Source organism: Methylorubrum sp. B1-46, from assembly GCF_021117295.1.
Taxonomy (GTDB): Bacteria; Pseudomonadota; Alphaproteobacteria; order Rhizobiales; family Beijerinckiaceae; genus Methylobacterium.
This window is the reverse complement of sequence record NZ_CP088247.1, coordinates 3605778-3621094: the sequence shown is the minus strand read 5'-3', so window position 1 is coordinate 3621094 and position 15317 is coordinate 3605778. Positions and strand designations below refer to the sequence as shown.

Sequence of the window (15317 nt, the reverse complement as noted above, 5' to 3'; positions counted from 1 at the left end):
TCAGCGTGGGGCCGGTGGATCGGTTCGCGCTTTTTTGCTCACGGTCCGGGCCTTGCGCGCTCGCGCCAGCAGGATCGCCGTCTGAACCGCGGCCCGCTTCAGCAAGGGGTGGGTTCGCGGATTGGCCGCGACCCGGCTCGCCCAGCCATGTCCCGCGACGGCCGCGGCGAGATCGACGGTGTAGCCCTCCGCGATCGGATGGGCCGACGTCTCAGGCGCGACGAGGTACCGCTCGACCGCCGCATTCACCTGTTCATCGGTGACGGCCTTGGCCTTGAAGAGATCGCCGACGGTCAGAGAAGCAGCCATCCTTCCTGGATCCGGATCGATCCCGATTTCGCGGGGAAATCAGGCGTGAAGGGAGTGTTCGAACGAAGGGGGCATGGGCCGCATCGCATGGCCCTCGGCGGCCAGGCGCTTCTCGACCCGGGTCACCTGCATCGGATACCAGCGGTCTCCCCGCGCCGAGGGGACTCCGAGGGCGTTGAGTGCGTTGGCGACCTGCTCCAGCGTCAGCGCACCGGCGGCGCGGATCTCGCTCAGAATCGGCGCAACCTCCTCCGCCCGCCTTCGGCTGCGCTGCGCACTGACGGCCAAGCTGCCGGTTCCGAGGCCGCTTGCGGCTCGGCCGCGGCCGTCCGATGAGGCGCGCGGTCGAACCGTTGCGGTGGTCGCTGCGCCGCCTTTACCGGCTGTCGGCTGCGCCCGCCCTTCGGCGGTGATGCGCGCGTAGAACGCATGGCGGCGCGCCATGACCTCCGGGCTACGGTTCACGCCCCAGCGGTCTTCGGCCTCGGCCAGGGCCGCCATGATGCCGAGCGTCACTTCGCTGGCCTCGGGCCTGTCGGCGGCGGCAAAGCGCAGATCCAGGCGGCGCAGTTCGGCGCTGAGATTCTGCAGGAAGGCGGCGTCCTCGATGAAGGCGCTGAGATCGGCCATCAGCAGTGTCGCGCCGCAGCGGCGGCACAGGCTCAACGCTTCGCGCAGGCGCGGCCCGATCGGGCCCTGCCCTCCCTCACCGGTCTCGACGATCTCCGCGGCGAGCGGCCCGCGGCCGCGCCGATAGAGGGCGACTGCGGCGCGCTGGGCGACCAGGGGTGCGCCGGTGCGGCCGTCCCCGGACGGGCCGGCATGGAGATAGGCGACGAAGGGGGCTGAGAACATCGGAGGGGACCGTGATGCATCTCGGTGGCGACGCACGGGGATACCGGGCGCCGAGCCGCGACAGGTCTTCAACTTTTGGGCTATCTGATGTGCTCGACAATTGAGGACCCATCAATATGAACGAATTTGCCGATGGGGTGTCCGTTGCCGTGGCGGTCAGGCTTGGCGGTACGCTTCAGGTCGGTGCGAACAGGGTCGAGGTGCTCGATCTTCTGGTGGTGTTTGACGCCATTCAACGGACGGGCTCGATCAAGGGCCTAGCCGAAACGCTCGGCCTGTCCTATCGCGCGGCCTGGGCACGGCTGCAGGCGTATGAAGCGGCTCTCGGGCAGCCGCTCGTGCGCAAGACCCGCGGCCAGGGCTCTGAACTCACGGAGTTCGGAGCGGCTCTGGCGGAGTCGCTCACCTCCGCGATTCCGGGGCTCAATGCGAGCCTCGGGCGCGAGACCCGCGCCATCGAGCACCGTGTGCGGCGCCTGCTCACCGGCCGGGCCGGCGCGCTGAGGCTCGCAGCAAGCCATGACCCGCTGCTGATCGAGATCCTGCGCGAGATCCCGGCCGAGCAGGGCGCGATCGAACCGTCGGTGATGGGCAGCAGCGCGGCGGTGAAGCTTCTCCTCGACGGCGGGGTCGATGCGGCGGGCTTCCACTGCGGCGTGCTCGATCCCGAGCAGGCCGATGCGCCGTTCTCGGAGCTGGCAACGAGCGCCGGGCTCGTGACGCACAGGCTGTTCGAGCGCGAGCAGGGTCTGCTGCTCGCCCCCGGCAACCCCCTCGGCATCCGCACCCTCGCCGACCTGACGGCGGAGGGCGTGCGCTACGTCAACCGCCAGCGGGGATCGGGCACGCGCAACTGGTTCGACCGCATGCTGGCGGAGGCCGGCCTCTCGCCCGACGCGATCCACGGCTACGCGGTCGAGGAGTTCACGCATCAGGCCGTGGCGGCGGTGATCGCCTGCGGCGCGGCCGATGCCGGGCTCGGCGTGCGGGCGGCGGCCGAGAGGCTCGGTCTCGATTTCCTGTCGGTTGGCTGGGAGACGTACTACCTCGCCGCGAGCCGCGCCCTCGCCGGCTCGGCGTTCGACGCGTTGATCGCCGCCGTGAGGGCGCGTGCCGCGCGCACCTCCGGCTACCGGCCTGCCGGTCCGGAAGCGGCCGATGCCCTGGCGGTGTCCGCTTCACGCAGCGGACTTCCAGGCCGGTGAGATCACGGGGGCCGAGCGCTTCCGGGCCCGCCGCGCCCCCGGCGCAGGCCCATCCGATGAGACCGTTTCCGGTTGATCGCTTCGGTTTTTGCCCGATGCCGTCATCGCGAGGCGAAGCCGAAGCGATCAAGCGGAGACCGTATGAGACGAAAAAACCCCGGCCTTGCGGCCGGGGCTGAAGTTGGTCTCGAACTTAGCAAAAATCCTAGAAGAACCCGAGCTTCTTCGAGGAGTAGCTGACCAGCATGTTCTTGGTCTGCTGGTAGTGATCGAGCATCATCTTGTGGGTCTCGCGGCCGATGCCTGACTGCTTGTAGCCGCCGAAGGCCGCGTGCGCCGGATAGGCGTGATAGCAGTTCGTCCAGACGCGGCCGGCCTGGATCGCGCGGCCGAAGCGGTAGGCGCGGGTTCCGTCGCGGGTCCAGACGCCGGCGCCCAGGCCGTAGAGCGTGTCGTTGGCGATGGAGAGCGCCTCCTCGTCGTCCTTGAAGGTCGTGACCGAGAGGACGGGCCCGAAGATCTCCTCCTGGAAGATCCGCATCTTGTTGTGGCCCTTGAACACCGTCGGCTGCATGTAGAAGCCGTCGGCGAGATCGCCCTCGCGGGTGCCGCGGGCGCCGCCGGTGAGGCACTCGGCGCCTTCCTGCCTGCCGATATCGACGTAGCTCAGGATCTTCTCGAGTTGCTCGGAGGAGGCCTGGGCGCCGATCATCGTCGCCGGATCGAGGGGTGAGCCCTGCGTGATCGCCTCGACGCGCTTGATCGCGCGCTCGATGAAGCGGTCGTAGATCGACTCGTGCACCAGCGCGCGGCTGGGGCAGGTGCAGACCTCGCCCTGGTTGAGGGCGAACATGGTGAAGCCCTCGAGCGCCTTGTCGAAGAAGTCGTCGTCCTCGTTGGCGACGTCCCCGAAGAAGATGTTCGGCGACTTGCCGCCCAATTCCAGCGTCACCGGGATCAGGTTCTGCGAGGCGTACTGCATGATGAGGCGGCCGGTGGTCGTCTCACCGGTGAACGCGATCTTGGCGATGCGGGGCGAGGAGGCCAGCGGCTTGCCGGCCTCCAGGCCGAAGCCGTTGACGACGTTGATCACGCCCGGCGGCAGCAGGTCGCCGATCAGTTCCATGACCACGAGGATCGAGGCCGGGGTCTGCTCGGCGGGCTTGAGCACCACGCAGTTGCCGGCGGCGAGCGCGGGGGCCAGCTTCCACACCGCCATCAAGATCGGGAAGTTCCACGGGATGATCTGGCCGACGACGCCGAGCGGCTCGTGGAAGTGGTAGGCCACCGTGTCGTGGTCGATCTCGGAGATCGCGCCTTCCTGCGCCCGCACGCAGCTCGCGAAGTAGCGCCAGTGGTCGATGGCCAGCGGGATGTCGGCGGCGGTGGTCTCGCGGATCGGCTTGCCGTTGTCCCAGGTCTCGGCGAGCGCGATCAGATCGAGGTTCTCCTCCATCCGGTCGGCGATCTTGTTGAGGATGCGCGCGCGCTCGGCCGGCGCGGTGCGGCCCCAGGCGTCCTTGGCGGCGTGCGCGGCGTCGAGCGCCTTGTCGATGTCCTGCGCGTCGGAACGGGCGACCTCGCAGATCACCTTGCCAGTGATGGGGGAAGTATTTTCGAAGTAGCGGCCGCCGGCGGGGGGGACCCACTGGCCGCCGATGAAGTTGTCGTAACGCGCCGAGAACGGCGACTTGGTCTTGGCGTCGGCCAGGAATTCGGGCTTGTTCATCGCGTTTCCTCCATTGCGCTCGTTCGTCGACCGCACTGCCGCGTTATCGCGGGAGACAAGAGCAGCCGCTCCGTCTGATCAAGCTGGACTTTGGGCCAACGCGGCTTCTGGCGGCCGCCGACTTGATCGTTTTCGCAACACTTTTCGCAATTGTTGTCTCTTGCCGCCGGGGGGCGGGAAGACCGCCGGTGCGCGTGGCGGCATGTCCTTCAGTTAGACCCTTTCGGGTTTGGTGGCGACCCCGCCCTTGGTCCAAGGCGCGAGGCCGGGCTGCTCTCTTCGGGCAGACGAGGCGCCTCGGTCTCGAGGCCGTTCTGGTGCAGGATCAGGCCGGTGATGCGGCCCGTATCGTCGGTGGTGAAGGTGATCTCCGCATCGAGCGTGCGCAGGAAGAAGGCGCGCTCGCCCTCCGGGACGAGCTCGTGGCGCGGCTGCCGCGTGCCTTGCGCGAAGAGCCGCCCGTCCTCGACGCTCACCGCGATCTCGGAGCCCGGCGCCAGGGCGTAGCGGCCGGCCAAAGCGGGAAGGCCTGAGCGGTCGATGGCGACCTCGCGGTGTTCCCGCGGCGGCGCGGCGAGCACGGAACGGGCCTCCGCTTCGCTCACCCGCGGCCCGGTCCGGTCGCGGTGGTCGCGGTGCAGGATCACCCCGGTAGGAATGCCGTCGGGCTCGGTCTCGAAGGTGAGGCGCATGTCGGCGACCGGCGAGACGAAGGTGCGGTCGCTCTCGGGCACGAAGGGAAAGGCGGGTTCGCGCAGCCCGGGCCCGTCGAGCCGCGCGCTCAGGCCCTTGCCTGCGCGGGCGACGGTGAGGACGGCGCGTGGACCGAGGCGATAGGTGCCGGGGTAGCGGTCGAGGATCACGTCCTCCAAGACGATCTCTTCGGGCGCCTCGTAATGGCCGAGATGGAGCGCGGCGAGGTCGCGGGCGATCTTCTGGGCCGGGGCGGTCTCGGTGTTCGAGAGCACGATCACCGTGAGCCGGTCGTCGGGATAGACGTCGTTGATCGAGAGGAAGCCGGGGATCGAGCCGGCATGGCCGACGATGCGGTGGCCGCTCGCGGGGTCGCCGGGCTTGCCGAAGACGCGGGAAACGAACCAGCCGAGGGCGTAGCCGGTGCCGTTGTCGGCAAACATCGCCGCGCGCGAGGCCTCCGAGAGCAGGCGCGGGCCGGCGAGCGCCTCGTCCCAGGCGAGCAGGTCGTCGACGGTGGAGTAGAGCGCGCCCGCGGCATAGGCCGAACTCGCCGCCATCGGCACGGCGTTGCGCCACTGTGCCCGCCCCCGCCGGTAGCCGGCCGCCCGCCGCGGCAGGATCACGGTCAGGTCGTCGTAGCCGGTCTGCTTCAGTCCCAGCGGCGCCAGGATGGTTTCGCGCAACGTGGCTTCGTAGGATTGGCCCGAGGCGGCCTCGATCACCATGCCGAGCAGCACGTAGTTGGTGTTGCTGTACTCGAAGCGCTCGCCCGGCGGGAACAGCAGCGGGTCGCCTGTCGTCAGGGCCACGATCTGCGCGGGCGTGTGATCGACGCGCGCGATCTGGTCGTAGTAGTTCGGCAGCGCCGTGAAGTTGATGATGCCGGAGCGGAGCTGGAGCAGGTGGCGCAGGCTCACCCCGGCCCAGGCCTCCGGCACGATGGGGACCCAGCGGCGGACGGAATCGTCGAGCCCGAGCCGGCCCGCCTCTGCGAGCTTCAGAACGGCGGCCGCGGTGAAGGCCTTGGTCAGCGAGCCGATGCGGAAATGGGTCTGCGGTGTGTTGGGGATCTCCCATTCGCGGTCGGCCAGCCCATAGGCGCGGCGAAAGACCGGCTGCCCGTCCTTCGCCACGAGGATGACACCCGAGAACAGGCCGGCCTCGATATAGGGCGTGACGAGGGCGTGGGCCCGCTCGGCGAAGTCCTCGGCGCGCACCGGGGCTAGCGCCCCGTGCGTGAGGGCAGCGAGCAGGGCGGCGAGCCAAACGGCGAGGCGAAACAGCGCGCGGTGCGGGCGGGCGCTGGGCCATCGGCATTCCGGTCTCCAAGAGGTTTGGCTCACGGAGGTCTGGCTCACGGGGCTCTTGTCTCCTCTCGGCAGGCGAAGCGAGCAGAGGCGGCCTTTGCGGCCGGGGCGTGGCCCGTCCCCGTGCTGCGGGTGGGGGCGGGCCTGCGATCACGGTTTCGCCGCGACCCGTTGCAAGAAGCGCGCAGCCCGAGGCCGGAGCCGCATCCCGCGTGCGGAACGAGGCCCGGTGCAGCCGACGCGTCATCAGAGGCCGACGATCATGACGATCCTTTCGCGCGCCGTTCGCGCCGCTTCCCTCTCCGCCCTCCTCGCCGGGGCCGTCCTCGCCCCCGCAGCCGCGCTCGCCCAGGCGAAGCCCCCCGCCGCGGCGCCGGATCGCACACCGGCCGGGGCACCGGAGCCGGGCAAGGAGATCGCGCTGACGCAAGCGCAGATCGACGGTCTCCTCGCCGCGCAGCCCGAACTGGCCAAACTGTCCGGCGGCGCGCCCGACAAGCTCGATGCGAAGGCCGAGGCGCAAGCCCAGGGCGAGGCGGAGGCGATCGTGAAGCGGAACGGCTTCGAGAGTCTCGAAGCGTTCCAGGATGCCAGCGACACCGTCGATGCGGTGCTCGGGGGGATCGATCCCGAGACCAAGAGCTATGTTGGCCCCACGGCGCTCCTGAAGAAGCAGCTCGCTGCGGTCCAGGCCGACAAGGGGATGCCCGCCGGGGAGAAGGCCGAGGCGGTCAAGGAGATCGAGGCGGCGCTGGCCGCGGGTGAGCCGGCCAAGCCTTCGCAGGGCAACATCGCGCTGGTGACGAAGAACTACGCGCAGCTCAGCGCGGCGATGGGGGACACGCCGCAGAAATAGGTGCGCCTCTCCGAAAGCCCCTCTCCCGCCGAGGGGAGAGGGAAGCGCGACTGACGAGACACAGCCACATCCCGGGATCGTTGCCGCCCGATCCCGGCCGGCACCATCCCTGAAAGCATCCCCGACCGTGACACCCTCCCCTCGGCCCACCTCCGGCAGCCCTGCCCCCGAGGCCGCATCCTCCGGTGCGCCCGTCTGGGCCGGGCCGGGCTTTGCCGAGTTCGTCGGCATCGTCGCCCTGATGATGGCGGTCACCGCCATGTCGATCGACAACCTGCTGCCGGCCTTCCCCGCCATCCAGGAGCGGTTCGCGGTCGCCGACCCCAACAGCCTGCAACTGCTCGTCTACGTCTACATGATCGGCTTCGGCGTAGCGCAGATCGTCTACGGGCCGGTCTCGGACGCGCTCGGACGGCGCCCGACCCTCTTGATCAGCCTCGGCATCTACACCGCGGGCTGCATCCTCTCGATGCTGGCGCCGAGCTACGAGTGGCTGCTCGCCTCCCGCGTCATCCAGGGCATGGGCGCGGCGGGCGGGCGGGTGCTTTCCACCGCGATCGTGCGCGACCGCTTCTCGGGTCGCGAGATGGCGAGCGTGATGTCGCTCATCATGATGGTGTTCCTGATCGTGCCGATGCTCGGGCCGGCGATCGGCGCGACCATGCTGCTGCTCGGCTCGTGGATCTACGTGTTCGTGTCGATGCTGGCCCTCGGCGGCGTGCTGACCCTCTGGTTCGCCCTGCGCATGCCCGAGACGCTGCATCCCGAATACCGCCGCCCGCTCTCGCTACGCGCCACGGGGCAGGCCCTGCTGACCGTGTTACGCACCCGCGCGGCCATCGGCTACGCCACGGCGCTCGGCCTGCTGACCGGCTGCATCATGGGCTATGTCGGCTCGGCCCAGCAGGTGTTCGACACCGGGCTCTACCATCTCGGCGGTCTGTTCCCGGTCGCCTTCGGCGTGGTGGCCGGGGCCATGGGCGCGGCGACGCTGATCAATTCCCGCCTCGTGCGCCGGCTCGGGATGCGCACGCTCTCGCATGCCGGCGTCACCGCCTTCACGGCCGTGGGTGTGATCCAGGTCGGCATCGGCCTGCACTACCAGGGGCATCCGTCCCTGGTGCTGTTCCTCTCGGTGCTGGCGCTCAACCAGTTCCTGATCAGCTTCGCCCTGCCGAACTTCAACGCGCTCGCGCTGCAGCCGCTCGGCGCGATCGCCGGCACGGCCTCGTCGTTCCTCGGCTTCTACACCACGATCCTGGGCGCCTTCTGCGGCTTCCTGATCGGGCACGCCTTCGACGGCACGGTGATGCCCGTGGCCTACGGCTACGCCGTGCTGGGCGCCCTCGCCCTCGCCACCGTCGCCTGGACCGAGCGCGGGCGACTCTATCGCGCGGGCGTCTCGGGCTGATCGGCGGCCCTCAGGCCGCCTCGTCCTCCGGGATGACGTCGACCTCGACGGTCAGCTTCTGCGCCCCGGCCGAGGCGACGATCCCGTCGATCGGCGCCACGTCGGCGTAGTCGCGGGCGCGGGCCACGACGATGTGGTCGTCGCGCACGATGCAGGCATTGGTCGGGTCGAGGCCGATCCAGCCGCCCTCCCCTGCATTGGGTCCGCACCACAGGGCGACCCAGGCGTGGCTGGCATCGGCTCCACGCAGGCGCGGGCGGCCGGGCGGCGGCCGGGTGCGCAGGTAGCCGCTGACATAGGCCGCCGGCAGGCCGAGGCCGCGAAGGCCGGCGATCATCACGTGGGCGAAGTCCTGGCAGACGCCCGCGCGCAGGGTGAAGGCCTCCGCCAGCGGCGTCGAGACGGTGGTGGCCTTGGCGTCAAAACGGAAATCGTCGCGGATGCGGTGCATCAGCTCGACCGCCCCCCCCAGGGCGCCGCGCCCCGGCGAGAAGCTCTTGCGGGCGTAGTCCGTCACCTCGGGGATGAGGGGCACCCGCTGGCTCGGGAACTGGAAATGCGCCGGCGCGTCCGATCCGAGGGACGGCAACGCCAGGGCGGCCTCCCGCACCCGCTCCCAGGCGAGTCCGGATTCGGACGGCGGGGCGGCCCGCTCCACCACGACGCGGGAGACGGCCTCGACCGCGAATTCGCGGTGGGGTTCGTCCAGCGTCAGGGTCAGCGTGTCGAGGCCGAAGAAGTCGCGCCGCTCCAGGCGGTGGGTCGGCTCGGGGGCGACGTGCAGCGCGCTCTCCAGCACCCGCTGCCCCTCGCCGTCGCGGGGGCGCAGGCGCAGGTTGCACCGGGCGAAGCGGACGGTCCGCGCGTAGCGGTAGGTCGTCAGGTGACGCAGGGTGTAAATCACGCGAGGCCCGTGAGCTTCTCGGGCCTGAGGGCATCGGGACCGTTGGGGAAGTAGCGGCCGGCGATTCCGTCGGCGAGGCCCTCTAGATCGGTCTCGAACCGCTCCAGGGTCTCGGCGTCGAGGGCGGCGGCCTCGGCCGTCTGGAGCGTGCTGGCCAGCGCCAGCGCCCGGCGACGATGCGGCTCGGGCAGCCCGTCGGCGGCGAGCGCCGGCAGGGCGTCGAGATGGGCGGTGATGGCCTGGAGCTGGTAGGCCACTGAGCGGGGGTTGTTGGGGTCGAGCACCGCCATGTCGCAGACCGCGTCGCGGCTCACGCCGACGAGGTAGCGCGCCCCGTAGGCGATCTGCGAATCGGCCAGCGAGAGCATCACGCCGAGATCCTCGGCGCCGGCATCCGGTGCACAGAAGCGCAGGCCGAAGCCGCAGGTGTTGATCGCCCGCTCGATGCGCCGGCCCATATCGGCGAAGCGCCAGCCGGCGGCGTGGCCCATATTCTCGTGGATCAGGCCGGACAGAGCGGCAAGGTGGCCCAGGGCCCGCTCGGCCTTGCCGAAGAGCTGCGCCTCGTTCGGCGCCCAGGCCTCCGTGTAGACCAGGGTGTCGCGCAGGTCGGCCAGCGCCCGCCAGGATTCCGTCGGCAGCCGCTCGCGCAGGGAGGCGGCGATGCGGCGGGCCTCCAGCACGTGGGAGAGGGCCGAGCCGTAGACGACCTTGCCCGACAGAGCCTCCCCGGCGAGCGCGGCGGGGCTGAGATCGGCGGCGCTGACCGAGCCCCAATCCTTGAGCAGCGCGCGGATGGCGAGCGCGGTCGGCGCGCCCTCCTCGCCGGAGGCATCGGCGGCCACCGCCTCGCTGAACACGCCGAGATGGGCCTGGACGAGGCGGATCACCGCCTCCGCCCGCTCGAGGTAGCGCCCGAACCAGAACAGGTTGTCGGCCGCTCGCGACGGCAGGTGGCCGGCGATGCGGCGGATGCGCGGCGTGCTCGCGTGCACCAAAGTCGGCGTGTCGACGGGCGTGTCGGACAGGACCCAGACATCGGCCGAGCGGATGCCGGCGCGCATCTCGCTCGGGTCGGCGCCCTCGCGCTCGGCCACGCGGCAGAAGGCGCTCGGCAGCACGCGCCAGCCCTCCGGCGTGGCGGCGGCGAAGACGCGCATCACAAAGGGACGGGCTGCCAAGCGCCCGTCCTGCCATGCCGGCATGGTCGAGAGGGGCGCCGCCTCCTGCGCCACCCAGTCGAACGGGCGCTCGCGCAAGGCGGCCACGGCCTGGGCGCGGGCGGCGTCGAGGGCGGGGCCGGCGAGCATCGCATCGCGCTCCGGCCCGCGCAGAGGGGTCGCGGCGGGGCGCAGCGTGAGGCTGTCGAGGTTGGCCAGCGCGTGATTGAGCCCGTCGGGATCGCCGCACCACCACGTGCGGGGGCCGGTGAGCCGCAGCTCCTCGCCGGTGAGCCGTCGGGCGATGGCCGGCAGGTAGGGGCCGAGCGCGGCCGATTCGAGCACGCCCGAGCCCGGCATGTTGCCGACGACCGTGCCGCCCCGGCGCAGCACCTGGAGGATGCCGGGCACGCCGAGGCGCGAATCCGAGCGCAGCTCCATCGGGTCGAGATAGTCGGCGTCGATCCTCCGCCAGACCGCGTCGGTGCGCTTGAGCCCGGCGATGGTGCGAACGTGCAGGAGCCCGTCGCGCACCACGAGGTCGTCGCCCTCGACCAGCAGGAAGCCGAGATAGCGGGCGAGCGCGGCCTGCTCGACATAGGTGCTGCTGTAAGGGCCGGAGGTGAGCAGGCAGATGCGCGGGTCGCTGCGCTCGCACGCCGCGGCCACACCGGCGCGGAAGGCTTGGAAGAAGCCGGGCAGGCGCTCGACGTGGAGGTCGGAAAACAGGTCCGGGAAGGCGCGGGCGAGCACCATCCGGTTTTCCAGCGCGTAGCCGAGGCCCGAGGGCGCCTGGGTTCGGTCGGCCAGCACCTGCCAGCGCCCGTCGGGGCCGCGTCCGACATCCGCCGCGTAGATCGGCAGCCAGCGCCCGCCGGGGGGCGCGATGCCGTGAACGGGCCGCAGGAACTCGGGATGGCCGGCCACGACGCCCGCGGGCAGGAAGCCTTCCGCGACGAGCCGGCCCGGCCCGTAGAGGTCGGCGACGATGCGCTCCATCAGGCCGGCGCGCTGGACGATGCCGGCGGACAGCTCCGCCCAGTCGGCGGCGTCGATGACGAGCGGCAGCGAGCCCAGCGGCCAGGGATGCTCGCGCCCGTCGCCGTAGACCCGGTAGGAGATGCCCGCGTCGCGGATATGCCGCTCGGCGGAGAGGAAGCGGGCGGCGACCTCGCGGTCGTCGAGCCGGGCGAGGCGCTCGAGAAAGCGCGGCCAGCCGCCGCGCAGGTTGCCCCCCGCATCGATCAATTCGTCGGCGAGGCCGGGGCGGGGGGCGTAGCCCTCCGTCCAGCGGCGCATGCGTGTCGCCGGGTCGTCGGCCGCCCAGGCGGAGGCGTCGGGCGGTGGCCCGTCCGCGAGGGCGGCCAAAGATGTCATCGGGGTGCGGGCATGCGCAGGTCGAGGGTCAGGGGGAAGTCGCCCGTGCGCTCCTCGGCCGGCATGGCGACGCGGCCGGGGGTGTGCCCCATGGCCTCGAAGCGGGCGAGGCGGCGCCCCTCGGCCTCGTAGGCGTTGACCGGGAAGCTGTCGTAGTTGCGCCCGCCCGGATGGCTGACATGGTAGCGGCAGCCGCCAAGCGATCGGCCGCTCCAGGCGTCCAGGATGTCGAAGGTCAACGGCCCGTGCGGCGGGATCGTCGGGTGCAGCGAGGAGGCGGGCTGCCACGCCTTGAAGCGCAGGCCCGCGACCGCCTCGCCGCTGGCGCCGGTCGGCGTCATCGGCAGGCGCCGGCCGTTGCAGGCGATCACGTGCCGGCCGGGGACATAGCCCTCGACCTTCACCTGAAGCCGTTCGACGGATGCGTCCACGAAGCGCACGGTTCCCCCGGCGGTCCCCTCTTCGCCCAGCACGTGCCAGGGCTCCAGCGCCTGGCGCAGTTCCAGGCTCACGCCGCCCTGCTCCACCCGGCCGAAGACGGGGAAGCGGAACGCGGCCTGTGCCGCGAAGGCCTGAGGGTCGAAGTCGTAGCCGCCGGCGCGCAGGTCTTCCAGCACCGAGAGGAAGTCGGCCCAGAGGAAATGCGGCAGCATGAAGCGATCGTGCAGGGCCGTGCCCCAGCGGACACAGCCGCCGGTCTGCGGCTCGCGCCAGAGCCAGGCGACGATGGCGCGCAGCAGGACTTGTTGCGCGAGACTCATGCGCGCGTCCGGCGGCATCTCGAAGGAGCGGAATTCGAGGAGGCCCAGGCGCCCCGTCGGCCCGTCGGGCGAGAACAGCTTGTCGATGCAGATCTCGGCCCGGTGGGTGTTGCCGGTGACGTCGGCGAGGATGTTGCGGAACAGACGGTCGACGAGCCAGTGCGGGATGTTGGCCTCCCCCGGTCCCGGCACCTGGGCCAGTGCGATCTCCAACTCGTAGAGCCCGTCATGGCGCGCCTCGTCCATGCGCGGGGCCTGGCTCGTCGGGCCGACATAGAGGCCGGCGAACAGGTAGGACAGGCAGGGATGCCGCTGCCAGAACAGCACGAGGCTCTTCAACAGGTCGGGCCGGCGCAGGAACGGCGAGTCGGCAGGGGTCGCGCCGCCGAGCACGACGTGGTTGCCGCCGCCGGTGCCGGTGTGGCGCCCGTCGATCATGAACTTTTCGGCGCCGAGCCGCGTCTGGCGGGCCTCCTCGTAGAGGCCGGCGGTGATGTCCACCGCCTCGCGCCAGGAGGCGGCGGGGTGGACGTTGACCTCGATCACGCCGGGATCGGGGGTGACCTTGATCACCGAGAGGCGCGGATCGTAGGGCGGCTCGTAGCCCTCGATGTGGATCGGCTGGCCGATCGCCTCCGCCGCGCGCTCCAGATGCCCGACGAGGTCGAGATACTCGTCTGCCCGCTCCAGCGGCGGCATGAACACGCAGAGCACGCCGTCGCGGGGCTCCACAGCCAGCGCGGTGCGCACCGCCACGCCCTCAATGCCGGCACCGTTGGCGCGGTCCGCGCCCTTCGCCAGCGGGGCATCCTTCGGGCCGCCGGGCTCGGCGGGCAGGTCGCCGCGGGCCTCCATCGGGTCCTGCGGATGGTAGTAGGGGTAGGAATCCGGCGGCACATAGGGAAGCGAGCCGAGCGGCAGGCGGAAGCCCAGCGGCGAGTCGCCGGGGTTGAGATAGGCGCCGCCGCGGCGGAAGGCCCAGGCTTCCGAGATCCAGGCACGGCCCTCCTCCACGGCGAGGTTGGCAAGCGGCAGCACGTAGCCGACGGGCGTGTCGAGGCCGCGGCCGAACACGCGGCTGAACCGGGCATCGGTCTCCGGGCTGCCGGTCTGCGGCGCCGTGGGCGTGACGTTGACCGGCAACTCGCTCTCGCGCGCCCGCCAGTAGACCGCGTCCTCGTAGGCCGGAAAGACGAAGCGGGGGAGTCCGAGCCGCTCGGCCAGCGCTCCGATCAGCCGCTCGGCATCCTTGATGGTCGCCGTCTTCGGTCCATCCTCCACCGCGATCAGGTCGGCGTTCTTCCAGACCGGTACGCCGTCCTTGCGCCAGTAGAGGGCGAAGGCCCAGCGCGGCAGACTCTCGCCGGGATACCACTTGCCCTGGCCGTAATGCAGCATGCCGCCGGGCGCGAAGCGGTCGCGCAGGCGCCGGACCAGCGTGTCGGCGAGGCCCCGCTTGGTCGGGCCGACCGCGGCGACGTTCCATTCGGGCGACTCGAAATCGTCCACCGAGACGAAGGTCGGCTCGCCGCCCATGGTCAGGCGCACATCCTGGGCAGCGAGATCGGCGTCGATGCGCTCGCCGAGTTGATCCATTGCCGCCCAGATCTCGTCGGAGAACGGCTTGGTGATGCGCGGCGCCTCGGCCACGCGGCTGATCGTCATTTCGTAGGCGAACTCGACCTTGGCCGGCTCTGCGAGCCCGGAGATCGGCGCGGCGGCGTTGTAGTGCGCCGTGGCGACCAGCGGGATGTGCCCCTCGCCGGTGAGGAGACCGGAGGTGGCGTCGAAGCCGATCCAGCCGGCACCGGGCAGGTAGACCTCGGCCCAGGCGTGCAGGTCGGTGAAGTCGGTGGTGGTGCCGGCCGGGCCGTCGATGGCGGTGGTGTCGGGCACGAGCTGGATCAGGTAGCCCGAGACGAAGCGTGCGGCGAAGCCGAGCCGGCGCAGCACCTGTACCAGCAGCCACGCGGAATCCCGGCAGGAGCCGCTCTTGAGCGTCAGCGTCTCGGCCGCCGTCTGCACGCCGGGCTCCATCCGGACGCCGTAGGCGACATGCGCGCGCACCCGCTCGTTGAGGGCCACGAGGAAGCTGACCGTATGCGTCTCGTCGGGCAATTCGGCGAGGAAGGCGTCGATTTCCTCTCCCTGCGCGTCGTCGAGGACGAGGTAGGGCGCGAGCGCGACCTTCAGATCCGCCTCGTAGTCGAACGGGCGGCGCTCGGCATAGGGCTCGACGAAGAAGTCGAACGGGTTGATGACCGCGAGATCGGCGGTGAGATCGACTTCGACGCGGAACTCCGTGGTCTTCTCCGGAAAGACGAGCCGGGCGAGCCAGTTGCCGGCCGGATCCTGCTGCCAATTGATGAAGTGGTTCTCCGGCGTCACCTTGAGCGCGTATGCCGGCACCTTTGTCCGGGCATGCGGCGCCGGACGAAGCCGGATGGTCTGCGGCCCCAGCGCGATCGGCCGGTCGTAGCGGTAATGCGTGACGTGGTGCAGGGCGGCTTGGATCGACACGGAGGCTCCGGACTTATTCGCGGTCTCTCGACGCGATGGGGGCGGCGCGCTCTGCCGCCGGTTGCGCGCGTTAGAGTGCCTCACAAAACGCCCGGTCTCCGACCGTCGTCACCGGGCAATGACGGCGCAGCGGGAGTTTTGTGAGAGACACCTATACATCCCGCTGATCGGAATGGAGCGATCGAAAAAGCAAGAACCATGCAGCCGTCCGGTGGTGCGCGCAGCGG

10 protein-coding genes are annotated in these 15317 nt (G+C 70.8%); 3 read left to right on the top strand and 7 right to left on the bottom strand.

The genetic code is table 11. The annotated features are described in order from the left end of the window. A complete protein-coding gene (locus LPC10_RS16790) occupies window positions 1–309 on the bottom strand; it encodes a hypothetical protein (protein WP_231343593.1) in 309 nt (102 codons plus the stop codon). Between the two features lie 39 nt (window positions 310–348). Further along, window positions 349–1164, bottom strand: a complete 816-nt coding sequence (locus LPC10_RS16785; protein ID WP_231343592.1) for a recombinase family protein — start codon at window positions 1162–1164, stop codon at window positions 349–351. A 116-nt stretch (window positions 1165–1280) separates the two neighbouring features. Between LPC10_RS16785 and LPC10_RS16780 the strand changes: the two genes are divergently transcribed. Beyond that, the gene (locus LPC10_RS16780) at window positions 1281–2369 is read left to right on the top strand and encodes a substrate-binding domain-containing protein (RefSeq protein WP_231343591.1); all 1089 of its coding nucleotides are present in this window, start codon (window positions 1281–1283) and stop codon (window positions 2367–2369) included. Window positions 2370–2574: 205 nt separating this feature from the next. Here the strand turns inward: LPC10_RS16780 and adh are convergent, their stop codons facing one another. Both adh and LPC10_RS16770 read right to left on the bottom strand, forming a co-directional pair. After that, window positions 2575–4098 (bottom strand): aldehyde dehydrogenase, encoded by a 1524-nt coding sequence (adh, locus tag LPC10_RS16775; protein WP_231343590.1) that lies wholly within the window; start codon window positions 4096–4098, stop codon window positions 2575–2577. 209 nt (window positions 4099–4307) lie between these two features. Further along, window positions 4308–6152, bottom strand: a complete 1845-nt coding sequence (locus LPC10_RS16770; protein ID WP_231343589.1) for a serine hydrolase — start codon at window positions 6150–6152, stop codon at window positions 4308–4310. A gap of 211 nt (window positions 6153–6363) precedes the next feature. On the opposite strand from LPC10_RS16770, the gene LPC10_RS16765 reads away from it, so the two are divergent. Continuing rightward, window positions 6364–6957, top strand: coding sequence for a hypothetical protein (locus LPC10_RS16765; protein WP_231343588.1), 594 nt, complete (start codon window positions 6364–6366; stop codon window positions 6955–6957). 244 nt (window positions 6958–7201) lie between these two features. Next, window positions 7202–8368, top strand: a complete 1167-nt coding sequence (locus tag LPC10_RS16760; RefSeq protein WP_231347078.1) for a multidrug effflux MFS transporter — start codon at window positions 7202–7204, stop codon at window positions 8366–8368. A 10-nt stretch (window positions 8369–8378) separates the two neighbouring features. Here the strand turns inward: LPC10_RS16760 and LPC10_RS16755 are convergent, their stop codons facing one another. The 3 genes from LPC10_RS16755 to LPC10_RS16745 are packed head-to-tail and all read right to left on the bottom strand — an operon-like array spanning window position 8379 to window position 15090. Then, on the bottom strand, window positions 8379–9272 hold the full coding sequence (locus tag LPC10_RS16755) for a transglutaminase family protein (protein WP_231343587.1): 894 nt from the start codon (window positions 9270–9272) through the stop codon (window positions 8379–8381). Continuing rightward, window positions 9269–11809, bottom strand: coding sequence for a circularly permuted type 2 ATP-grasp protein (locus LPC10_RS16750; protein WP_231343586.1), 2541 nt, complete (start codon window positions 11807–11809; stop codon window positions 9269–9271). Before LPC10_RS16750 ends, LPC10_RS16755 begins: the two co-directional genes overlap by 4 nt. Then, complete coding sequence (locus LPC10_RS16745) at window positions 11806–15090, bottom strand: DUF2126 domain-containing protein (protein WP_231343585.1); 3285 nt, start codon at window positions 15088–15090, stop codon at window positions 11806–11808. Before LPC10_RS16745 ends, LPC10_RS16750 begins: the two co-directional genes overlap by 4 nt. Window positions 15091–15317: the final 227 nt, after the last annotated feature.